The sequence below is a fragment of the Sphingomonas sp. genome (genome assembly GCA_019635535.1).
Lineage (GTDB): Bacteria > Pseudomonadota > Alphaproteobacteria > Sphingomonadales > Sphingomonadaceae > Allosphingosinicella.
On the sequence record JAHBZH010000001.1, the window covers coordinates 2,390,911 to 2,411,546 of the forward strand.

The 20,636-nt window shown below is 69.4% G+C and carries 20 protein-coding genes and 1 tRNA gene; 8 read left to right on the plus strand and 13 right to left on the minus strand.

Annotated elements, in window-relative coordinates; genetic code table 11:
• Positions 1-25: 25 nt before the first annotated feature.
• Positions 26-289: a hypothetical protein gene (locus KF780_12365; protein MBX3562591.1), complete on the minus strand. Its 264-nt coding sequence runs from the start codon at positions 287-289 to the stop codon at positions 26-28.
• A gap of 1,187 nt (positions 290-1,476) precedes the next feature.
• On the opposite strand from KF780_12365, the gene KF780_12370 reads away from it, so the two are divergent.
• Genes KF780_12370 through KF780_12385 form a run of 4 tightly spaced genes read left to right on the plus strand, consistent with a single transcriptional unit; the run spans position 1,477 to position 5,166 of the window.
• A complete protein-coding gene (locus tag KF780_12370) occupies positions 1,477-1,632 on the plus strand; it encodes a hypothetical protein (GenBank protein MBX3562592.1) in 156 nt (51 codons plus the stop codon).
• Entirely contained in the window at positions 1,625-2,989 is a 1,365-nt protein-coding gene (locus tag KF780_12375; protein ID MBX3562593.1) for an O-antigen ligase family protein, read from the plus strand. The genes KF780_12370 and KF780_12375 overlap by 8 nt, the downstream gene beginning before the upstream one ends.
• A gap of 19 nt (positions 2,990-3,008) precedes the next feature.
• A complete protein-coding gene (locus KF780_12380) occupies positions 3,009-4,016 on the plus strand; it encodes a DNA topoisomerase IB (GenBank protein ID MBX3562594.1) in 1,008 nt (335 codons plus the stop codon).
• A gap of 7 nt (positions 4,017-4,023) precedes the next feature.
• Positions 4,024-5,166: a mechanosensitive ion channel family protein gene (locus KF780_12385; protein ID MBX3562595.1), complete on the plus strand. Its 1,143-nt coding sequence runs from the start codon at positions 4,024-4,026 to the stop codon at positions 5,164-5,166.
• Here KF780_12385 and KF780_12390 read toward each other — a convergent pair.
• Positions 5,163-8,141, minus strand: coding sequence for an L-glutamate gamma-semialdehyde dehydrogenase (locus KF780_12390; GenBank protein ID MBX3562596.1), 2,979 nt, complete (start codon positions 8,139-8,141; stop codon positions 5,163-5,165). The genes KF780_12385 and KF780_12390 overlap by 4 nt on opposite strands.
• 79 nt (positions 8,142-8,220) lie before the next feature.
• Between KF780_12390 and KF780_12395 the strand changes: the two genes are divergently transcribed.
• The 4 genes from KF780_12395 to KF780_12410 all read left to right on the plus strand — a co-directional run bounded on the left by KF780_12395 (position 8,221) and on the right by KF780_12410 (position 10,504).
• Entirely contained in the window at positions 8,221-8,676 is a 456-nt protein-coding gene (locus tag KF780_12395) for a MaoC family dehydratase (GenBank protein MBX3562597.1), read from the plus strand.
• 143 nt (positions 8,677-8,819) lie between these two features.
• Positions 8,820-9,998, plus strand: coding sequence for an acetyl-CoA C-acyltransferase (locus KF780_12400; GenBank protein MBX3562598.1), 1,179 nt, complete (start codon positions 8,820-8,822; stop codon positions 9,996-9,998).
• Between the two features lie 8 nt (positions 9,999-10,006).
• The gene (locus KF780_12405; GenBank protein ID MBX3562599.1) at positions 10,007-10,381 is read left to right on the plus strand and encodes a DUF1232 domain-containing protein; all 375 of its coding nucleotides are present in this window, start codon (positions 10,007-10,009) and stop codon (positions 10,379-10,381) included.
• Between the two features lie 46 nt (positions 10,382-10,427).
• A tRNA-Arg gene (locus KF780_12410) sits at positions 10,428-10,504 on the plus strand.
• A 292-nt stretch (positions 10,505-10,796) separates the two neighbouring features.
• Here KF780_12410 and KF780_12415 read toward each other — a convergent pair.
• From KF780_12415 to KF780_12465, 11 genes are all read right to left on the minus strand, one after another.
• On the minus strand, positions 10,797-11,018 hold the full coding sequence (locus tag KF780_12415; GenBank protein ID MBX3562600.1) for a DUF2274 domain-containing protein: 222 nt from the start codon (positions 11,016-11,018) through the stop codon (positions 10,797-10,799).
• A complete protein-coding gene (locus tag KF780_12420) occupies positions 11,018-12,226 on the minus strand; it encodes a TrbI/VirB10 family protein (protein ID MBX3562601.1) in 1,209 nt (402 codons plus the stop codon). Before KF780_12420 ends, KF780_12415 begins: the two co-directional genes overlap by 1 nt.
• Positions 12,223-13,227 carry a P-type conjugative transfer protein TrbG gene (gene trbG, locus KF780_12425; GenBank protein MBX3562602.1) on the minus strand — a complete coding sequence of 335 codons (1,005 nt, stop codon included), beginning with the start codon at positions 13,225-13,227 and terminating at the stop codon, positions 12,223-12,225. Before trbG ends, KF780_12420 begins: the two co-directional genes overlap by 4 nt.
• Entirely contained in the window at positions 13,224-14,045 is an 822-nt protein-coding gene (locus tag KF780_12430) for a conjugal transfer protein TrbF (GenBank protein MBX3562603.1), read from the minus strand. Before KF780_12430 ends, trbG begins: the two co-directional genes overlap by 4 nt.
• A 2-nt stretch (positions 14,046-14,047) precedes the next feature.
• Positions 14,048-15,349, minus strand: a complete 1,302-nt coding sequence (trbL, locus tag KF780_12435) for a P-type conjugative transfer protein TrbL (protein MBX3562604.1) — start codon at positions 15,347-15,349, stop codon at positions 14,048-14,050.
• Positions 15,350-15,455: 106 nt separating this feature from the next.
• On the minus strand, positions 15,456-16,184 hold the full coding sequence (trbJ, locus tag KF780_12440; protein MBX3562605.1) for a P-type conjugative transfer protein TrbJ: 729 nt from the start codon (positions 16,182-16,184) through the stop codon (positions 15,456-15,458).
• A 5-nt stretch (positions 16,185-16,189) separates the two neighbouring features.
• Positions 16,190-18,643, minus strand: a complete 2,454-nt coding sequence (locus KF780_12445) for a conjugal transfer protein TrbE (protein MBX3562606.1) — start codon at positions 18,641-18,643, stop codon at positions 16,190-16,192.
• The gene (locus tag KF780_12450) at positions 18,637-18,909 is read right to left on the minus strand and encodes a VirB3 family type IV secretion system protein (GenBank protein MBX3562607.1); all 273 of its coding nucleotides are present in this window, start codon (positions 18,907-18,909) and stop codon (positions 18,637-18,639) included. The genes KF780_12445 and KF780_12450 overlap by 7 nt, the downstream gene beginning before the upstream one ends.
• Positions 18,906-19,244, minus strand: coding sequence for a TrbC/VirB2 family protein (locus KF780_12455; GenBank protein MBX3562608.1), 339 nt, complete (start codon positions 19,242-19,244; stop codon positions 18,906-18,908). Before KF780_12455 ends, KF780_12450 begins: the two co-directional genes overlap by 4 nt.
• A 5-nt stretch (positions 19,245-19,249) precedes the next feature.
• On the minus strand, positions 19,250-20,227 hold the full coding sequence (gene trbB, locus KF780_12460; protein ID MBX3562609.1) for a P-type conjugative transfer ATPase TrbB: 978 nt from the start codon (positions 20,225-20,227) through the stop codon (positions 19,250-19,252).
• Entirely contained in the window at positions 20,224-20,634 is a 411-nt protein-coding gene (locus KF780_12465; protein MBX3562610.1) for a CopG family transcriptional regulator, read from the minus strand. The genes trbB and KF780_12465 overlap by 4 nt, the downstream gene beginning before the upstream one ends.
• Between the last annotated feature and the right edge of the window lie 2 nt (positions 20,635-20,636).

A 20,636-nucleotide genomic window follows, 5' to 3' on the forward strand; every position in this document is an offset into this window, starting at 1 on the left:
ACTTTGGCCCACCCCTCCCATTTCATCACGCCGCCTCGATCAGCGAGCGAGCGACCCGCAACTCGACGAGGCAGCGATCGAGCAGCGCCAGCGCCTCGCCGGGCGGGATCGCCTTGCTGGCGAATGCCACGTCGGCAAAGCGCATGCCGTTCGATCGCAGACGTCGATGGCCGAATTTCGCCATCTCGCGCTGCAGCTCTAGATAGTTGATCGACTGCTCACTGTGGACCGTCGCCCAGGCGGCATAGGCGGCCATAACCTCACTCGTGCGCAGCCTCGCGCCGGTCACGAAATGGAGCCGATCGCGGTAGAAGCGCGCAAACCTGCCCGATCCGGAAGGGTTGCCCGCTGTTCGGAAAGTCCCGGAAGCTTCAAATGCCGACATTTCCAGTACTCCATATATTTGATTTAATTCTATTTTCTTTTGCAATTCCGTTCATTCGGAAAGGTGGAAAGGTGAACGGGTATTGCGCGCATGCGTATGCGCCCCCGCACATACGCGCCCGCATACGCATGCGCGCAAACCTCGCGAACCTTTCCGGGCGGCGCCGATGATGATGTAAGCCATTGATCGCGCTTGCATTCCTGCCGCGCGAACCTTTCCGGGCAACCCTTCCGTACATTTCCGATACGGAAAGGTTGCGGCGATCAGGCGGGCGCCAGCGCGCCGTGCGGGCCGCGCCAGGCCGGGCGCCGCCTTCGCTTTTCACTAGATCTTCGATCAACACCATATCTGGTATCCTCAAATCTACGGACAGTTATTCATGACTAAGCCCGAGCGATGTGCGCGCCCGCGCCCGCACCTGAGCCAATGAACCCGAAACAACCCGCCGTACCCGCCGTAACCCGCCGCTTTCCTTTAAATTCAATCGGTTGCGCTACGGCGGGTTCATCGAAAACCCTCCGTTCTTGACCGCCCAAACCCGCCGTAATGGCCATGCCAGGGCGCCGATCGCTGGCGCCTCGCGCCGATCGTCCGTGCCTTCCGAGGCGAATTACGGCGGGTTTGAGCCGATTTACGGCGGGTTGCGGCAAACCCGCCGTAACCCGCCGTCCACAACATCTTGTGTCTGCTGCCCGGCGACCGGCGCTCCGCGACTATCGACGGCGGGTTGCCCTCGATCCGCGCAAAAGCGCTGTCAGAACCAGCGCCGCCGGCGGGCAAAAGGAAGGAGCGCCGGCCGCGAGGCGAGCTGCGGCGATCGAGCCGGCAAAGTAAGACCGCACCGCCGCAAAGCCCAGCCGCGCTCCGTCCTTCCTCTTTCCGCCAGCCGACCCGCCGTAACCCGCCGCTGTCCGGCTGGGCGGCGAGCGCGAGCGCCGCGAACGGGTTTTCATCGCGGCGCGTAAGTCTTTGAAGGGAAAGGCTGCGGTTTTCCGTTTCGTGTCGCGAAAAATGGCAGTTTCCTGCCAATCGTCGTTTACGCCGCGTCAACCGCGCGCGCGTAAGGGCATGACGATGGCAGGTGTGGCCCGATGATCGACAATTTCACGCTCGGGCTCACCCACGGGCTGATGCTGCTCGCCGCCTGGCGGCTGCTGTCGCGCCCCGACCTCGACGATGACGCGGCGCCGGCCGAGGGCAAGCAGCGCGGCGGCTGGGCCCGGATCAAGGACCGCTTCGGTGCGTGATCTCGCTTTCATCGGCTTCATCGCCGCGATCCTCGCGCTCGGCCTCAAACGGCCGTTCCTCTTCGCGCTGGCCTATGCCTATGTCGACATCGTCTCGCCGCAGCGCCTGTCCTACTATCTGCTGAACTCGATCCCGCTGTCGTTGATCGTCGCGGGGCTCGCCGCCGGTGGCTGGCTGCTGGCCGATGCCAGGCGCGGCTTCTCGGTCGCCGGGCGGCAATGGCTGATGCTCCTGCTGCTCGCTTATGCGGGCGCGACGACCTATTATGCCGACCTCCACGTCGAGGCGCTGACCAAGTGGGACTGGGCGTGGAAAGCCCTTGCCTTCGCCATCTTCCTGCCGCTGGCGCTCCGCACCAAGCTGAGGATCGAAGCCTTCCTCCTCTTCATGCTGCTGTCGGCTGGCACGATCATCATCGTCGGCGGCCTCAAGACCGCACTGGCGGGCGGCGGCTATGGCGCGCTCAACCTGATGGTCTCCAACAATAGCGGCCTCTACGAAGGCAGCATCCTCTCCACCTTCGCCATAGCCTCGATCCCGATCATCCTCTGGTTCGCGCGCTTCGGCACGATCTTCCCGCCGGACTGGCGCGTGAAGCTGTTCTGCGGCGCGCTCATCTTCGCCTGCCTGCTGCTCCCGGTCGGCGCCGAGGCGCGCACCGGCCTGGTCTGCATCGGCGTCCTCGCCATCCTGATGCTGCGCGACGTGAAACGGCGCTTCCTCTACATCTGCGCGGTCGGCTTCCTCGGCCTCGCCGCCATCCCGTTCCTGCCCACCTCGTTCACCGATCGGATGCAGACCATCCAGGGCTATCAGGCGGACCAGTCCGCCGGCACGCGCCTCGCCGTCTGGGGCTGGACGCTCCAATATGTGCAGAACAAACCACTAGGCGGCGGGTTCGAAGCCTATCGCCAGAACCGCATCCAGGTGACGACCGTGAACAATCAGGCGCGCGGCGATGTCCAGGTGGTCAGTGCCAATACCGAGGCGGACGAGGGCCGCGCCTGGCACAGCGCCTATTTCGAGATGCTGGGCGAGCAGGGCTGGCCGGGCCTCTTCCTGTTCCTGCTGATCCACGGCATCGGCCTCGTCCGCATGGAGATATTGCGCCGGCGCTATGCCAGGCGGGCGGACGACATGGCCTGGGTGGCGCCGCTCGCCACCGCCCTCCAGCATTTCCAGATCATCTATTTGGTCGGCTCGCTGTTCGTCGCCACCGCCTTCCAGCCCTTCATCTGGATGGCGATCGCGGTGCAGATCGGCTTCGATCGGTGGGTCACGCGACAGGAGCATGCAACGCGGCCCCAGGCCCGAAATTTCGTCCCCAAGCGGGAGGCGCCGGAACCAGTCGCCTAGGCCGGCGCTTTACGCCTCCATGCTCCGCTATGTCGACGACAGCACAGCCGGCATCACGCGGCGGCGCAAGGGGCGCCAATGGCAGTATTTCGGCCCCGACGGATCGCGCATCGCCGATCGGGCGGAGATCGACCGGCTCAACGCGATCGGTCTTCCCCCCGCCTACCGCAAATGCTGGTTCTGCCCCGATCCGAACGGCCATATCCAGGCGATCGGCCATGACGCGCGGAGCCGCCGCCAATATCGCTACCACCCCGATTTCCGGGCCGCGCGCGACGCCCGCAAATATGACCGGCTGGCGGAATTCGGCGCGGCGTTGCCCAGGCTGCGCAAGCAGGTCGAAACCGACATCGCCGGCAAGCCGACCGCCTGCGAAACCGTCGTCGCGGCCGTCGTCCGCCTGATCGACGCCAGCCACATGCGCGTCGGCAATGAGGAATATGCGAAGACGAACAAGAGCTTCGGCGCCACCACCCTGCGCAACCGCCACGCCAGGGTCGGCAAGGGCAATGTGAAGATCACCTATCCCGGCAAGCATGGCATCCGCCGCACCGTGACGATCAGCGACCGCAACCTCGCCCGCATCGCCAGGCGGACGCAGGATCTGCCCGGCCAGCACCTGTTCGAATATCTGGACGAGGAGGGCGCACCGCGCCCGGTCGGCTCGGCCGACGTCAACGCCTATATCCGCGACGCGATGGACGAAGCCTTCACCGCCAAGGATTTCCGAACCTGGGGCGCCAGCGTGATCGCCTATGTCGAGCTGGCGCGGCGCGCCGACGCGGATCGGGCGATCGGCATCAAGACGGTGATCGAGCCGGTCGCCGAAGCGCTCGGCAACACGCCGGCGATCAGCCGCAAATCCTATGTCCACCCGGCGCTGATCGAGGCCGCGCGGGAACCGGGCGCGCTCGGCGACGGCGCCCTGCCGCGCGCCACCAAATATCTGAGCGCCGCCGAGCGCGGGCTGATCGACTTCCTGGGCACCCGGCGCCGGAAGGTCGCCAAGGCAGGAAAGGCCGGTTAAACAATCGATGATGAGCACTGCAGCGACCCCGTTCGTTCCGGCCAGCGCCGCCGTCTACTGGAACGATTTCGTGAACTGGACATCCGCCCATAGCGGCGAGATCGCGCTGGCGATCGGCGCGGCGACGGCCATTGCGGGCCTCCTCTATATCCTGCGCAGCGTCGGCCATCGGCTGATCAGGGATCGCGGCGACGCGGTCGCCTGGCGCGACATTTTCGGGCGGGCGCTGGCCAAGACCGGCACCTTCTTCATCCTCGCCACCGCCGCCAAGCTGGTGTCGACCCAGGCCGACGCGCCGGCGACGCTCCAGCGGCTGATCGACATCCTCTTCACCGTCGCGGCGGCCTTCCAGGCGGCGATCTGGGCGCGCGAGCTGGTGCTCGGCCTGATCGAGCGGCGGGTCGGTGAGGATGACGGGCACAAGACGCTGAAATCGGCGATCGGCATCATCCGCCTGCTCATCACCGTCGCCTTGTTCGCGGTGGCGATCATCGTCATCCTCGACAATCTCGGCGTCAACGTCACCGGCCTCGTCGCCGGGCTCGGCATCGGCGGCATCGCCATCGGCCTCGCCGCCAAGGGGATTTTCGACGATCTCTTCGCCGCGCTCTCGATCATCTTCGACCGCCCCTTCCGCCCCGGCGACACGATCACCTTCGGCACGATGACCGGCACGGTCGAGGATATCGGCCTCAAGACGACCCGCATCCGCGCGTTGAACGGCGAGCAGGTGATCATGTCCAACGCCAATCTGCTGAGCGGTCAGGTGCAGAACTGGGCGAAGCTTCGCCGGCGGCGCGGCACCCTGTCCTTCGGCGTGATCTACCAGACCACGCCCGAAATGCTGGCGCGCGTGCCCATGGAGGTGAAGGAAATCGTCGAGGCGCAGCCGCTCGCCACGTTCGATCGTTGCCACGCGACGCAATTCGCCGCCTCCTCGATCGATTTCGAGCTGATGTTCCACATCGAGAGCCCGGACATGGCCGATTTCATGAGCGCGCGGCAGGCGATCATGCTCGGCATGGTCCGCAAGTTCGCCGAGCTGGGCGTCGAATTCGCCTATCCCACCCAGACCAGCTTCACCGCCGCGCCGGACGGGTCATTGATCATGCCCTATCCTGAAAAACCGACACCGAAGCCGAAGGCTTAAAAGCCCACATCCTCCAGGCTGAGCAGGGTGGCGTTGCCGCCCGCGCTCGTGGTGTCGGTGCTCGTCACCCGTTCGGCGCAGAAGCGCGGCAGATAGTGGGGACCGCCGGCTTTCGGGCCGGTGCCGCTCTGCCCCTCGCCGCCGAACGGCTGGCTGCCGACGATCGCGCCGATCATCGATCGGTTGACGTAGAGATTGCCGACCGTGCCGGTCTCCTCGACCGTCTCGGCGGCGCGGGCGATGCGGCTGTGCAGGCCCATGGTGAGGCCAAAGCCCGAGGCGTTCACCCGCCGCACCGTCTCAGCGAGCTTGCCGCCCTCCCAGGTCGTGACGTGGAGCAAGGGCCCGAACCATTCCTCGGTCAGGTCCTCGATACGATCCAGCCGGATCAGGGTCGGCGGCACGAACAGGCCGTCGGCGGGGGCCGGAACGGTCTTGAGAATCCGGTCCTGCATCGCCGCGCGCCGACCCATCAGCTTGTCGTAGCTCGGTCGGTCGATCACCGGGCCGACATCGGTGGCGGGATCGGCCGGATCGCCGACGATAAGCGCATCCATCGCGCCCTCCAGCATCTCCAGCGTCCGCTCCGCCACATCCTCCTGCAGCACCAGCAGGCGCAGTGCCGAGCAGCGCTGGCCGGCGGAACGGAAGGCGGAGATGACGACATCCTGCACCACCTGTTCGGGCAAAGCGGTGGAATCGACGATCATCGCGTTGATGCCGCCGGTCTCAGCGATCAGCGGGATGATCGGGCGATGATCGTCGGCGATCAGCGTGCGGGCGATCTGCTTGGCGGTCGCGGTCGATCCGGTGAAAGCCACGCCCGCGATGCGCGGATCCTCCATCAGCTTCTGGCCCATGTCGCGTCGGCCGGCGGCGAGGATCAGAACATCCTCGGGAATGCCGCAATCGTGCGCGAGGCCGACCGCATAGGCGGCGATCTGCGGCGTCTGCGAGGCGGGCTTGGCGATCACCGCATTGCCGGCCGCAAGCGCCGCCGCGACCTGGCCGAGGAAGATGGCGAGCGGGAAGTTCCACGGCGCGATGCAGACGAAAACGCCGCGCCCTTCCATCCGGAGCATGTTGCGCTCGCCGGTCGGCCCCGGCAGCTCGACCGGCTGCAGGTGATTGCGCGCCCGGGCGGCATAATAACGGCAGAAATCTACCGCCTCGCGCACCTCGGCCAGCGCGTCGGGTATGGTTTTGCCGGCCTCTTGGGTGCAGATGCGCATCAGCATGTCGCGGTCGCGCTCCAGCGCGTCGGCCAGCCGGTCGAGGCAGGCGCTGCGATCCTCGATGCTCCGCTTCGACCAGGATTCGAAGCCGCGCCGGGCACGCGTCACCAGCGCGTCCGCCGCCGGCGTGTCGAACGGGGCGAAGTCGATCGGCTGCGCCACCGCCGCCGCGACCCGCGCCAGTTCCGGCCGGTCGTTGAGATCGAGGCCCTCGCTGTTCGTGCGCTCGGGCATGAACAGATCCTCGGGCAGCACGATCGACGGATGGCGGGTGCCGCCGACGGCGGCTATCTTCGCCACCGGATCGGCGAGCAGCTGCTCGTCCGTAAGGGTCTCGTCGGCCAGCTGGTGGACGAAGGATGAATTGGCGCCATTCTCCAGCAGGCGGCGGACGAGATAGGCGAGCAGGTCGCGATGGCCGCCGACCGGCGCGTAGATGCGGCAATGATAGCCCTGGTCGCGGACGAGGCCCTCGTAGAGCCCCTCGCCCATGCCGTGCAGCCGCTGGAACTCGAAATCGCGGCTGTCGCCCGCCCATTCGAGCAGGGTCGCGACGGTCAGCGCATTGTGGGTGGCGAAGGCGGGATAGATGTTCTTCGCCGCCAGCATGTCCTTCGCGCAGGCAAGATAGGAAACGTCCGTCGCCGCCTTGCGGGTGAAGAGCGGATAGTCGGAAAGACCCTGCTCTTGCGTGCGCTTGATCTCCGTGTCCCAATAGGCGCCCTTGACCAGCCGCGCGGCGATCCGCCGGCCGGTCTTCGCCCCGATCGCGTCCGCCCAGGCGATGGTCGGCCGGGCGCGCTTGCCATAGGCCTGGATCGCCATGCCGAGCCCGTCCCAGCCCTTCAATGAGGGCAGGCCCGCGACCGTCTCGATGATGTCGAGGCTCATCTCCAGCCGCTCGGTCTCCTCGGCGTCGATGGTGAACGGGATGTCCGCACGCGCGGCCAGCACGGCCAGCGCCTCCACCTTCTCGATCAGCGCCGGCACGCAGCGATCGTACTGCGCGACCTCGTAGCGCGGATGCAGCGCGGAGAGCTTGACCGAGATGGAGTGCCCTTCGACCGCCGTCGCGCCGACGGCGAGGATCGCGTCCTCATAGGACGCGAAATAGCGGTCCGCGTCGGGGAATGTGCGCGCCGCCTCGCCCAGCATGTCGAAGCTGGCGGTGAAGCCCTTGTTCTCCTTCTTGCGCATCCGCTCGGTCGCTTCGCCGATCGTGCGGCCCATCACGAAAATCTCGCCCATCATCCGCATCGCGGCGCCAACGCCGGTGCGGACGAACGGCTCGCCAGTGCGTGAAATGAGCTTCCGGAGCGCCGAGGCGTTCTCGCTGTCGCTGGTCAGCGCCCGGCCGATGACGAGCCCCCAGGTCGCGGTGTTGACCAAGGTCGAATTCGCCTTGCCCTTATGCTTGCGCCAGTCGCCCTCGCCCAGTTTGTCGGAAATGAGGCTGTCGGCGGTGTCGGGATCGGGCACGCGCAGGAACGCCTCGGCGAGGCTGAGCAGCGCGACACCCTCCTGCGTGTTGAGCCGATATTCCTGCAGGAACTGATTCACCCAGCCGCGCGACTGCGCCTCGCGCAGCACGCCGAGCATCGCCAAGGCGCGTTTCTCCACCCGCGCGCGCGAATCGGCATCGAGCGCGGCGTCCTTCAACAGCGGCGCCAGCACGTCCGGTTCCGGCGCGCGCAGCAGCTTGCGAATTTCAAGACGCGCGGTTGCCGTAGCGTCCGCCATACCGACTTCTCCCAAAGGCTTGAGTCCCGCCGCCGCGCGGCCCTATGGCGGCCCCTAACGATACATTCGGGGAGGCTCAATGCCGGTCGCAAGCATCGAGGAGATCAAAAGCCGGATCGGGGCGGAAATCGGCGTTACCGACTGGATCGAAATCGATCAGGCGCGGATCGACGCTTTCGCCGATGCGACCGACGATCACCAGTTCATCCATGTCGACCCGGAAGCCGCCGCCAAAACGCTCTTCGGCGGCACGATCGCCCACGGCTTCCTCACCCTCTCGCTGCTGAGCCGCATGTCCTACGAAGTCGCTTTGGTGCCCGAGGGGCTGAAGATGGCCGTCAATTATGGCTTCGACAAAATCCGCTTCCTCGCCCCCGTCCGCGCCGGCAAGCGCATCCGCGGCCGTTTCACCCTCGTCTCGTTCGAGGAGAAACGGCCCGGCCAGTGGCAGTTCCTGAACCATGTCGCCGTCGAGATCGAAGGCGAAGACAAGCCCGCTTTGACCGCCGACTGGATCGGCATGATATTCGTATGAACCAATCCTCCCCGGAACGGGGAGGGGGACCGCGGCGCGTAGCGTCGTGGTGGAGGGGCCGGCTCGGGCTCCCTCGACCCCTCCACCGCACTTCGTGCGGTCCCCCTCCCCGTTCCGGGGAGGAATAAAGAAAGGAAAGACCCATGACCCGCGAAGCCGTCATCGTCTCCACCGCCCGCACCGCCATCGGCAAGGCCTATCGCGGCGCATTCAACAACACGCCGTCGCCGACCCTCGCCGCCCACGCGATCCGCGCCGCGGTCGAGCGCTCGGGCGTCGATCCGGCCGAGGTGGACGATTGCATCATCGGCGCCGCGCTCCAGCAGGGCGTGCAGGCGACGATCGGCCGCACCGCCGCGCTGCGCGCCGGCCTGCCCGTCACCGTCTCCGGCATGTCGCTCGATCGGCAATGCGCGTCCGGCCTGATGGCGATCGCCACGGCGGCCAAGCAGGTCATCGTCGATCGCATGGAGGTGGTCGTCGCCGGCGGCGTCGAATCGATCTCGATGGTCCAGACACCGGAGATGCGCCTCGGCGCCGATCCCGAGCTCGTCGCGATGCACAAGGACGTCTACATGCCGATGATCGGCACGGCGGAGGTCGTCGCCAAGCGCTACGGCATCTCGCGCCAGGCGCAGGACGAATATGCGCTCCAGTCGCAGCAGCGCACCGCCGCCGCCCAGGCCGCCGGCAAGTTCGACGACGAGATCGTCGCCGCGACCGCGACGATGCTGGTCAAGGACAAGGCGACCGGCGAGGTTTCCAAGCAGGAAGTGACCATCGCGAAGGACGAGGGCAACCGCGCCGACACGACTCTCGAAGGCCTCGCCTCGCTCCAGCCGGTGATGGGCCCGGACGCCAACATTACCGCCGGCAATGCCTCGCAGCTGTCCGACGGCGCCTCGGCATGCGTCGTCATGGAGGCCGGCCTCGCCACCGCGCGCGGGCTGACGCCGCTCGGCAAATATATCGGCATGGCCGTCGCCGGCACCGAGCCCGACGAGATGGGCATCGGCCCGGTCTTCGCGGTGCCCAAGCTGCTCGATCGGTTCGGCCTCAAGATGGACGATATCGGCCTGTGGGAGCTGAACGAGGCCTTCGCCGTCCAGGTCCTCTATTGCCGCGACACGCTCGGCATCCCGAACGATCTGCTCAACGTCAATGGCGGCGCGATCTCGATCGGCCATCCCTATGGCATGTCGGGCGCGCGGCTGACCGGCCATGCGCTGATCGAGGGCAAGCGCCGCGGCGCCAGATATGTCGTCGTCACGATGTGCGTCGGCGGCGGCATGGGCGCGGCGGGGCTGTTCGAGGTGCTGTGAGGCGCGCCATCGCCCGCAATTCCTCCCTGCTCCATCGCCTCCGCGTCGAGGCCCATGCGGTCTGGCTGGCCGCGCGCGATCCGCGCACGCCCTGGGCGGCGCGGATCGTCGGGCTGGCGGTCGCCGCCTATGCGCTGTCGCCGATCGATCTGGTGCCGGATTTCGTGCCGGTGCTGGGCCTGATCGACGACGCGATCATCGTGCCCGCCGGCCTATGGCTGTTCCGCCGCCTGATCCCGCCCGAATTGCTCGCCGAGCACCGCGCGGCGGCGGAGGCGGCTTCACGGCGTCCGCGCAGCATCGCGGGCGCCTTCGCCATCGTCGCGATCTGGATCGCGCTGGCACTCGTCACCCTGTCGATCCTGCGCTGGACCTACGCCTGAACCGCGCGGTTCCGATCTTCACCAATCCGCGCTAGAGCGGCCCCACGCGCCCGTAGCTCAGTTGGATAGAGCACGAGCCTTCTAAGCTTGGGGTCGCAGGTTCGAATCCTGCCGGGCGCGCCAGTTTTCCGCCATTTTTTTGTTACCTAGGACCGCGCTAGGTAACGCATAGGTAACATTGCGGCGCCGCGGGCCCAATAGCGAGAACATGACCGACCGACGCAGCGACGTCACTCACGCCGAGCCTCGGAGCTACGTGACGGTGCGCGGGGCCGCACGGCGCCTGATCCGACTGCGCCGCTAGCGCAAGCAGACAGCTCGCGATTCCAACCATTGCCGAACCTCCGAAAGCTTGAATCGCGGATCATCGCCGATGCGGCGTCGATCGCGGCCGGGCGGACGGAGCCGGTCATCGTCAGCTCCGCCGTTCCCGCCGGCGACGCGCGAACAGCCTGTCGCCCTCCAGGAACCCGGCGAGCATCGCCGGGATCAGCTCCTGTACCGGCTCCGCCCTTCCGTACGTCTCCTCGTAGAGAGCGGCATAGTCGACCAGCGCCTCATGCAGCTCCGGCGCCAGGCCGATCGTCACCTTCACCGGCGTCCGGTCGGGAAGCCTCCCCAGTCGCAGTCCCGCCATCATCCCCTCCACGGCCGCAGCACGAGATCCTTGTGGATCACCGCCCGCAGCGGCCAGCCGGGGCGGACGGTGAGCGTCGGCTGGACGTCGAGGTTTCGCTGCGTGATCCGGTCGCCGGCGCGGGCGGCGTTCTGCTGGGTCGACTCGCGGATCGCGCGCACGAGGTCGCCCTCGCCGTCGCCGAACGTCAGCTCGGTACCGACGCCAAGCAGCGTCGTGAGCGCGATGCCGGTGAGCAGCCGCCAGGTGTGGAAGTCGATCCGGTCGCGGACGCCGGCATAGCCCGAGAGGTCGGTGGCGGGCGCGTTGTCGAGGCGGATCGAGGAGCCGTCCGGAAACACGATCCGCTGCCAGACCAGCAGCGCGCGGCGCTGCCCGAACGCCACCGCGCTGTCATAGCTTCCGATCAGCCGGGCGCCCTGAGGCACCAGCACGGCGCGGCCGGTGGCGCTGTCGCGGACATTCTCGGTCACCTGCGCGATGACCGTCCCCGGCAGGTCCGAGTTGAGTCCGGTGACCAGGCTTGCCGGAATGATCGTGCCGGCGCTCAGCGTCCAGGGCGACGGCGCCGGCCGCAGCGGATAGGGGTTCGTGTCTCCCGCCGCGGACGGCGCGAACTCCGACCGCCTCGCCTGCCCCGCCCGGGCGCCCGCGGAAGGTGGCGGCTCCACGGCGATTTCGCCTTCGCCGGCCTGCGGCGCCGGGCCCGCGGGCGGCGGCGCACCGCCGCCTGCGCGTCCGGCGAGCTGGACGATCACGTTCGAGGCGCGCGCGGCCTGCCGCTCCGCTTCCAGGCGCTGGCGCTCGGCCTCGGCAGCCGCCCGCGCGCGGGCCGCGGCGTCGGGCTCCGTTCCCTCGCCGGATGGCCCCTCGAGGCTGCGCTGCTGCTCGAGGATGGGACGGCCGAGATCGCCCGGCAGCGGCGGGCCAAGGCGCGGCACGTCGCCATAGCTGGCGGGCGCGTCCGCGAGCGCCTCCGGCGACGCCTTGGCGGCCGGCGCGGCACCCTCGTCTGCACCCGCAGCGATCCGGAAGCTCGGCGGCTCGAGCGCGACCCAGGCCAGGGTCGCCAGCGTGGCGGCGACCGCGCCGGTGATGCCGATGATGAGGCCGCGCCGGAACCGCACCACCGGCCGGGGCGTGCCGCGCAGGACCAGCGTTTCGGGATCCTCCTTCGGCGGCGGCGTTTCGCGGGGCGCGTCCGTCATGACGGCCTCCCGCGCCGCCGGCGCTCCCCGCGCGCGCCGTCGCGCACGATCCGCACCACCTGCTGGCGCCGCTCGCCGAGCCGCAGCTCGGCGGCCTCGAACAGGCGGTCGACGACATAATAGCGGCCGCGGAGGCGATAGTTGACGAGCTCGGTCCGCCCGTTCGCGCCGCTGACGAACAAAGGCGGCGCCTCGCCCTGCGCGAGGCTCGCCGGGAACTCGATGAATACCTGGCTCCCGTCGTCGAACGCCCGGATCGGCCGCCAAAGCGGGTCGTCGCCCTCGATCCGGTAGCCGAAATCGAGCGCGTCCACCGCCACGCCGGCGGCGACCGGCGGCTCGGCGCCGGCGGCCTCTCCCGCCCGCAGCGCCAGCAATTCGCCTTCCGGGTAGGTCCAGGAGATGCTCGCCATCGCGGTGCGCGCCGTGCTCTCGAGCTGAACATGATAGACGCGCCGGTCGGTGGTGATGACGAGATTGGTGCGCAGGTCCACGGCCGAGGGCTTGACCAGGATGTGGGTCCGGCGCGCGGCTCCAGCGCCACTGGTCGTGTCGCCGATCACCCAGCGGGCGGTGTCGCCGGCGGCGACCGAGATCAGGGTCTCGCCGGGCTGGAGCGCGATCTCGCTCACCCGCTCGGGCGCGGTGTAGAGCCGGTAGAGCGCGCCCTGCGCCCAGGCATAGACCTGCACGGCGTTCACATAGGAATCGCGGCTCGGCTCGCGCAATGCCGCGCGATTGGCGGCCTCGACCCGCGACACGGGCGGCCCGGCCGCGCGGCGGCGGCCGGGCTCGGGCGGCGGCAGGCGCTGCTCCACCGCCAAAGGCGCGCTCGCCGCGACCTGTGCGGGCTCGGGCGCCGGATCGGGAACCAGGACCGCCGGCGAGAAGACGGCGCCCGGCGCAAGGGCCCGCGCGGCCGCCGGCTCGACCGCCCGGCTTCCCGCGCAGGCGCAGAGGGAAAGGGTGGACGTCATGGCAAGAAGGAAGGTCCGGGTCATTGGCTGTTCCTCTCGGAAGGCTGAGGTTCGGAAGCGGGCGCGGCGAGGTTCGCGTCGAGCGGAGAGCCCGAAGGAAGCGAAGGCGGCGCCGGCGCCTCGCTCCGCGGCGCCGCCGGGGCCGGCGACGGCGGCGGCACGTCGAGCTCCCGGCTCCAGTCGATCGCCTCGACATAGAGGCCGAGCGGATTCTCGCGCAGCGTCTCGGCCGAGGAAGGCGGCCGCACGACGATGGTCAGGATCGCGGTCCAGCGCGAGCTGCCGGCGAGGCTGCCGCGCTCATATGCGCTCTCGGTCCACTTGACCTGGAACGAGCGGTCGGAGGCGCGAACGACGCTGGTCACCTGCACCGACACCGTCCGCTCGCCGATCCGGCCGAACGGATCGGCGCCGCGCGCATATTCGCCGAGGAACCGGGCACCGCGCTCGGTCACGAAGTCGTAGGCCGACAGCCAGTTCTGACGCATCAGCACCGGGTCGAGCGAGACCGAGCGGACGTTCGTGATGAACCTTCCCAGATGCCAGGCGATCTGCGGGTCGGTCGGGCGATAGTCCGCCTCGGCCGGCGCGACGCTGCGCGCCTCTCCCAACGCGTCGACCTCGACGACATAGGGCACCACCCGGCTCTGCATCGACTGCCAGAGCAGCCCGGCCGACAGGCCGCCCGAGAGCAGCAGCCCGCCGAACGCCATCAGCCGCCAGTTGCGGGCCTGCACCCGCGCCGAGCCGATCCTTTCGTCCCACACCTGCCCCGCCCGCTGATAGGGGGTCTCCGGCTCGGGCGTGTGCCCGTAGCGCTGCACCGCGCGCCTGAATCGCATGATCAGTCCTCTCTTTCCTTGATGTCGGGGGTAGCGGCCGCGCCGCCGCGGTCGCCCTCGCGCACCGCCTGGAGCGCGACCTGTCGACGGTGGCGCGCCGACTGCTCGGCCCGCAGCCGCCGAGCCCAGGCAGGCGCTTCCTCGCCGCCGCCCGAACCGATGCCGGCCGAACCCGACGACGCGCCCGCGCCCGCGAACAAAGCCGCCCGTTGGCCGCGCTCCGCGGCGGCGCCGAGCCCGGCGGCCGCGCCGACCCGGTCGCGCACCGCGCCGGCGCCGGTGCGCGCGACGCCGCCGAGTCCCGCGCCGACGCTCCTCGAGCCGGACGTTTCCTGGCCGAGCCGGTATGAGGCGTGGGCGGCGGCGCCCATCGAGGTGCCGGCGCGAAGCGCCCCCATCGTCCCGCCGGCGAGCCCACGCGCGCCAGCGACCGCGGCGCCGCCGCCGATCGCGAGCGTGCCGACCGCCGCGGCGGCCGTTCCTACCGCCGCGCCCGCGCCCAGCTGCGGTGCGCCGGCGACGAGGCCCGAGGCGATCGACGGCCCGAAGATGCCGAGCCCGAACAGAGCGAGGCTGGCGAGCACGAGGCTCATCGCCTGGGCAAGGTCGGTCTCCTCGCCGGCCGCGGTCCGGAACTCGTCGAAGAAGCCCGAGCCGATGCCGACGATGACGGCGAGCACCATCACCTTGATGCCGGACGAGACGACATTGCCGAGCACCCGCTCGGCGAGGAAGGAGGTTCGGTTCCACAAAGCGAACGGCACCAGCACGAACCCGGCGAGCGTGGTCAGCTTGAACTCGATGATGGTGATGAACAGCTGGATCGCCAGCACGAAGAAGGCGATGATGACGAACAGCCAGGCGATCATCAGCACCGAGATGGTGAGGAAGTTCTCGAAGAAGGCGATCGGGCCGAGCAGCTCGCTGACCTGATCGAGCAGGGGCCGCGCCGCGTCGAACCCGGTGCCCGCGACATAGCCCGGCCGCAGCAGGTCGTCGGCGCTCATCCCCCCGCCGCCGGCGGTGATGCCGAGCCCGGCGAACGAGCGGAAGATGATGTCGGCGAGGGTGGAAAAGGAGCCGAGGATCAGCGCGAACGCGCCGACATAGAGGATCTTCTTCAGGAACCGGCCGATGAGGTCGTCCTCGCCGCCCATCGCCCAGAACAGGCCGGCAAGCGTGATGTCGATCCCGACCAGCACCGTCGTCAGGAAGGCGACGTCGCCGCCCAGCAGGCCGAACCCGCTGTCGATATATTGGATGAACGCCGCCATGAAGCGGTCGATCACATTGAGGTCGTCCATCGCTCGCGTTCCGTCCGATTGCAGGAGATTGCCGCGGGGCGTCCCGAGGGGGAGCAGGAGCCCCGCGGCGGGCGCGGCTTTTTCGCCGCCGCGCCCGAGCTCGTGGTCAGTCGCGTTCCGGCGTGTAGGCGGAGCCCGATCCCAGGAACCGCCGCGTCGCCGCGCGACCGTCCTCCTCGGCCTGCGCCCGGCGCGCGCGCTCGATCGCCGCGCCCCTGAACTCGCTCGCCATCAGGCTCTGGAGCTGGAGCTGCTGCCGGACCCCGAGCGCGATGAGCTGGTTCGCCGCCTGCTGCGCGGCGAGGCCGCCGGCCGCTCCCTGGCTGCGCGCGACGAGGTCGGCGAGCAGCCCGGCGTCGGCGCGGACATTCTCGGCGACCTGAGCCTGCACGCCCATCGCCTGGCGGAACCCCGCCATCGCCGCGTCGAGCCGGGCGCGCGCCTGCGCGACGCGGGCGTCGCGGCCGAGCACGCGCTCGACCGCGCCCGGGAACAGCTCGCGCACCCGCTCGTCGAGCCGATCGATCCGGAAGTCGATGCCGCGGGCCTGGTCCATCAGGCGGTCGATCCCCTGCATCGCTTCACGCATCCGCTGAAGTTCGGGAAAGTCGATCCGCTCGAGGTTGCGCGCCATGTTCTGGAGCATCGCCGCCTCGTTCTGGAGCGAGGCGATCTGGTGGTTGATCTGCTCGAGCGCCCGGGCGGCCTGCAGGATATTCTGCGCGTAGTTGGTGGCGTCGAACACCGGGATCGCCGCCGCCGGGCTCGCCGGGACCAGGAACGTGCCGCCGACCGTCAATGCGGTGCCCGCGGCAAGGGCGATCGCCATCCTCATTCTCTTCACGTCGTTTCTCCTTCGGGGGGTGGGGGATCGGGGAAGCGGTCGAGCGCGCCGGCGGCCCAGCCGAGGCCGCAGGCCTCGAGCCAGCGGCGCGCGAACTCCTCGCCGCCGCTTGCCGCGAGGATGCTCTCGATGCGGCGCTGGCTCGCCGGATCCGAGGCACCGCAGAAAGCGAGCGCGATGGGGCCGAGGCCGAGATCGAACAGGCGGTTGCCGCGTCGCGACTGGAGATAATAATCGCGCTTGGGCGTCGCGCGCGCGATCAGCTCGACCTGGCGCGCGTTGAGGCCGAACCTCTCGTAGGCGGCGCGCGCCTGCGGCTCGACCGCGCGGTCGTTGGGCAGGAAGATGCGCTGCGGGCAGCTTTCGACGATCGCCGGGGCGATGCTCGAGTCCGCGATGTCGGCGAGGCTCTGGGTCGCGAACACGACCGCGACATTCTTCTTGCGCAGCACCTTCAGCCATTCGCGGATGCGCGCGGCGAACAAGGGATTGTCGAGGAACAGCCAGGCCTCGTCGAGGATCAGCAAAGTGGGGCGGCCGTCGAACCGCTCCTCGAGCCGGTGGAACAGATAGGTGAGCACCGGCAGCACCGCGCCGGCCTGGCCCATCAGCGTCTCGGTCTCGAAGCACTGGACGTCGGCCAGCGCGAGGGCGTCCTCGGCGGCGTCGAGCAGGGCGCCGAACGGCCCCTCGAGCGTGTAGGGCAAGAGCGCCGCCTTGAGCGCGTTCGACTGCAAGAGCAGCGACAGGCCGGTCAGGGTGCGTTCCTCAACCGGCGCGGAAGCGAGGCTGCCGAGCGCCGACCAGAGCGCGTCCCTGATTTCGGGCATCACCGCCACCTTCTGCTGCTCGAGCAGGGCGGCGAGCCATTCCGCGGCCCAGCCGCGCTCGGCCGCCTCGTCGATCCGCCGCAGCGGCTGGAAGGCGAGCTCCGGCGCCTCGGCGCCGTCGCCGGCGCCGAGCGCGTGGTGGACGCCGCCCATCGCCAGCACCGCCGCGCGCGCCGACCAGCCCTTGTCGAAGATGGCGACCCGGGCGTCCTCATAGCGCCGGAACTGCAGCGCCAGCAGAGCGAGCAGCACCGACTTGCCGGCGCCGGTCGGGCCGACGATCAGCATGTGGCCGACATCGCCGACATGGGTCGAGAGGCGAAACGGCGTCGAGCCGCTCGTCTGCGCGAACAGCAGCGGCGGCCCCGCGAGATGCGCGTTCTCCGCCGGCCCGGCCCAGACCGACGACAAGGGCATCAGATGGGCGAGATTGAGCGTGTGGACGAGCGGCTGGCGGACATTGGCATAAGCGTGGCCGGGCAGGCTGGAGAGCCAGGCCTCGACCGCGTTGAGCCGCTCGCGCTTGGCGGTGAAGCCGAGCCCGTTCACCACCCGCTCCACGGCCCTCACCTTCTCGTCGGCGGCGCGGGGATCGGCGTCGGCGACGGTGATCGTCGCGGTCAAATGGCCGAACGCGACATAATCCTGGCCGAGGGCCTGGAGCGCCGCGTCGGCGTCGGCGACCTTGTTGTCGGCGTCGCTGTCGGTGAGCTGGACGGGCTGGTTGTACATCACCTCGCGAAGCAAGGCGGTCACCGACTTGCGCTTGTTGAACCATTGCCGGCGAAGCCGGGTGAGCGCACGGGTCGCATCCGCCTTGTCGAGCGGGATGAAGCGGGTCACCCAGCGATAGCCGAAATCCTGATGGTTGAGCGCGTCGAGCAGCCCGGGCCGGCTCAGCGCCGGAAAGCCGAGCACGGTCAGGGTGCGCAGGTGAAGGTCGCCGAGCATCGGCTCGAGCCCGCCGGCGAGGGGCGTGTCGGCGAGCAGGGCGTCGAGATAGATCGGCGTCTCGGGGACGGCGACGCGATGGCGGCGGTCCGAGACGGCGCGGTGAAGGAAGGTCAGCGTCTCCCCGTCGTCGAGCGGGGCCACCTGCGGCATGAATCCCGACAGCAGGTCCATCGCGCGGTCGGTCTCGGCGACGAACGCCCCGAGCGCCTCGCGCCAGTCGCGGCCCTTGCCGTCCCCGGAGCGCGCGACCAGCGAGCGCTCGGCCGCGGCCTGGCCGTCGGGCGGCGGCAGCCAGACCAAAGTCAGATAGTAGAGGCTCTCAAAATGGTCGCGCTCGCCCTCGAAGCTCGCCTGGCGCTCCTTGTCGACGAGCCAGGAGGCGGGGTCGGGAAAAACGCTTTCGGGATAGCCGAGCGCCTCGACCCGCTCGGCCTCGAAGAACAAGGCCCAGCCCGAGCCGAACCGTTTCAGCGCATTGTTGACCCGCGCCGCGGCCGAGACCAGCTCGGCCTCGGTCGCGCTTTCGAGGTCGGGCCCGCGGAACCGGCAGGTGCGCTGGAAGCTGCCGTCCTTGTTGAGCACGACGCCGGGCGCGACCAGGGCCGCCCAGGGCAGATGGTCGGCGAGCCGGTCGGCGCGGGCGCGATATTCGCCGATCCTCAGCATGAGAGATGCCCCCGCTGGCGAAGATGGCGCACCAGGACGGCCGCGAAATCCGGGTCGCGCTTGGCGGCGACCACGGCGACCGAATGGCCGAGCGCCCAGAGGACAAGGCCGGCGATCCACTGTTGCAGGCCGAGCCCCAGAGCGGCCGCGACGGTGCCGTTGAGGATCGCGATCGCGCGCGGCGCGCCGCCGAGCAGGATCGGCTCGACCAGGGCGCGGTGGATCGGCGCCTCGAACCCTTCGATGTGCGGAGCCGCACCGTTCACGAGATCAACGCCCCGCCGCCGAAGCTGAAGAAGGAGAGGAAGAAGGAGGAGGCGGCGAAGGCGATCGAGAGCCCGAAGATGATCTGGATGAGCCGCCGAAAGCCTCCCGCGGTCTCGCCGAACGCGAGGGTGAGCCCGGTGACGATGATGATGATCACCGCGATGATCTTGGCGACCGGCCCCTGCACCGATTCGAGCACGCGCTGGAGCGGCTCCTCCCAGGGCATACCCGAGCCGGCGGCCCGGGCCTGGACGGCGAGCAAAGCGGCGGCGGCGAGCAGGCCGGCGGCGGCGCTGCGCGCGACGCGGAGGGGACGGGCTTCAACCATGTTCATACTCCTCAGTCTGGATTTTCGGGATCGAGGGGACGGAGCGCATAGTCGCCGGCGGCATCGAGCCCCTCGACGGCCTCGATCGCGCCGATGCGGCGGGCGGTGCCCCGCCCCTCGATGAAGACGATGAGATCGATCGCGTCGGCGACCAGCCGGCGCGGCACGGTGACGACGGCTTCCTGGATCAGCTGCTCGAGCCGGTAGAGCGCCGACCTCGCGCTGTTCGCGTGGACGGTGGCGATGCCGCCGGGATGGCCGGTGTTCCAGGCCTTGAGCATGTCGAGCGCCTCGCCGCCCCGGACCTCGCCGACGATGATCCGGTCGGGCCGCAGGCGCAGGGTCGAGCGGACGAGGTCGGCCATCGCCACCACGCCGGACCGGGTCCTCAGCGCCACCGTGTCCGGCGCCGCGCACTGCAGCTCGCGCGTGTCCTCGATCAGGATGACCCGCTCGTCATGAGCGGCGAGCTCGGCGAGCAGGGCGTTGGCGAGGGTCGTCTTGCCGGAGCTGGTCCCGCCGGCGACGAGGATATTGCGGCGATCGACGACGGCGCCGGCGAGCGCCCTCGCCGCTTCCGCGGTCATGATCCCGTCGCTCACATAATCGAGCAGCGCGTAGATCCGCGTCGCGGGCTTGCGGATCGAGAAGCAGGGACCGGTCGCTACCGGCGGCAAGATGCCTTCGAACCGCTCGCCGGCGAGACCCTCGCCGTGCGGGGGCAGCTCGGCGCTGACGATCGGCGCCGCGCCATGGACCTCGGTTCGGGCGTGGCTCGCGACCAGGCGGATGATCCGCTCGATCTGCGCGGACTCGAGGACGAGGCCGGTATCGCACCGCCCCTGCCCGAGCCGGTCGAGCCGGAGCGCGCCGTCGGGATTGACCATCACCTCGATCACATGCGGGTCGGCCAGCGCCTCGGCGATCGCCGGCCCCATCGCCGTGCGCAGCATCGCGCGCCGGCGCTCCAAGGATTCGGACGCGCTCATCGCTCCTCATCCTCCTCGGGCAGGAAGGTGATGCGCCCGCTGGCGAGCCGGCGGGCGACGCGCTCGACGAAGGCCGCGAACCGGTCGCGCCCGACCGCCCGCGCCGCCTCGTCGCCCTCGGGAAGCGGCGCATTGACGGTCAGCATGTAGCGGACGAACAGAGCGAGGCTCTCGAGCTGGACATGGCCGTCCCGCTCGATCCGGGCGAGCTGGTTCGACAGGCGGTCGAGCCGCCGGGCGAAGCGAAGCTCCATCTCGTCCGCGCCCTTGCGGTCGAGCCAGGCGGTGAGCGCCTCGGCGAGGATCCGCGACCTGGTGACGCCCGGCGCGCGCGCCAGCGCCTCGAGCCGCTCGCTGACCGCCTTTGGCAGAAAGAGCTGGTGGCGGACGGAATCGGAGCGCGCCATGG

Coding starts and splice junctions, on each gene's coding strand:
- KF780_12420 (MBX3562601.1), bottom strand. CDS start 12,226: ATGACGGACGCGCCCCGCGAAACGCCGCCGCCGAAGGAGGATCCCGAA.
- KF780_12400 (MBX3562598.1), top strand. CDS start 8,820: ATGACCCGCGAAGCCGTCATCGTCTCCACCGCCCGCACCGCCATCGGC.
- trbJ (MBX3562605.1), bottom strand. CDS start 16,184: ATGAGGATGGCGATCGCCCTTGCCGCGGGCACCGCATTGACGGTCGGC.
- KF780_12455 (MBX3562608.1), bottom strand. CDS start 19,244: ATGAACATGGTTGAAGCCCGTCCCCTCCGCGTCGCGCGCAGCGCCGCC.
- KF780_12465 (MBX3562610.1), bottom strand. CDS start 20,634: ATGGCGCGCTCCGATTCCGTCCGCCACCAGCTCTTTCTGCCAAAGGCG.
- KF780_12390 (MBX3562596.1), bottom strand. CDS start 8,141: ATGGCGGACGCTACGGCAACCGCGCGTCTTGAAATTCGCAAGCTGCTG.
- trbL (MBX3562604.1), bottom strand. CDS start 15,349: ATGGACGACCTCAATGTGATCGACCGCTTCATGGCGGCGTTCATCCAA.
- KF780_12430 (MBX3562603.1), bottom strand. CDS start 14,045: ATGCGATTCAGGCGCGCGGTGCAGCGCTACGGGCACACGCCCGAGCCG.
- KF780_12445 (MBX3562606.1), bottom strand. CDS start 18,643: ATGCTGAGGATCGGCGAATATCGCGCCCGCGCCGACCGGCTCGCCGAC.
- KF780_12385 (MBX3562595.1), top strand. CDS start 4,024: ATGATGAGCACTGCAGCGACCCCGTTCGTTCCGGCCAGCGCCGCCGTC.
- KF780_12415 (MBX3562600.1), bottom strand. CDS start 11,018: ATGGCGGGACTGCGACTGGGGAGGCTTCCCGACCGGACGCCGGTGAAG.
- trbB (MBX3562609.1), bottom strand. CDS start 20,227: ATGAGCGCGTCCGAATCCTTGGAGCGCCGGCGCGCGATGCTGCGCACG.
- KF780_12380 (MBX3562594.1), top strand. CDS start 3,009: ATGCTCCGCTATGTCGACGACAGCACAGCCGGCATCACGCGGCGGCGC.
- trbG (MBX3562602.1), bottom strand. CDS start 13,227: ATGACCCGGACCTTCCTTCTTGCCATGACGTCCACCCTTTCCCTCTGC.
- KF780_12370 (MBX3562592.1), top strand. CDS start 1,477: ATGATCGACAATTTCACGCTCGGGCTCACCCACGGGCTGATGCTGCTC.
- KF780_12395 (MBX3562597.1), top strand. CDS start 8,221: ATGCCGGTCGCAAGCATCGAGGAGATCAAAAGCCGGATCGGGGCGGAA.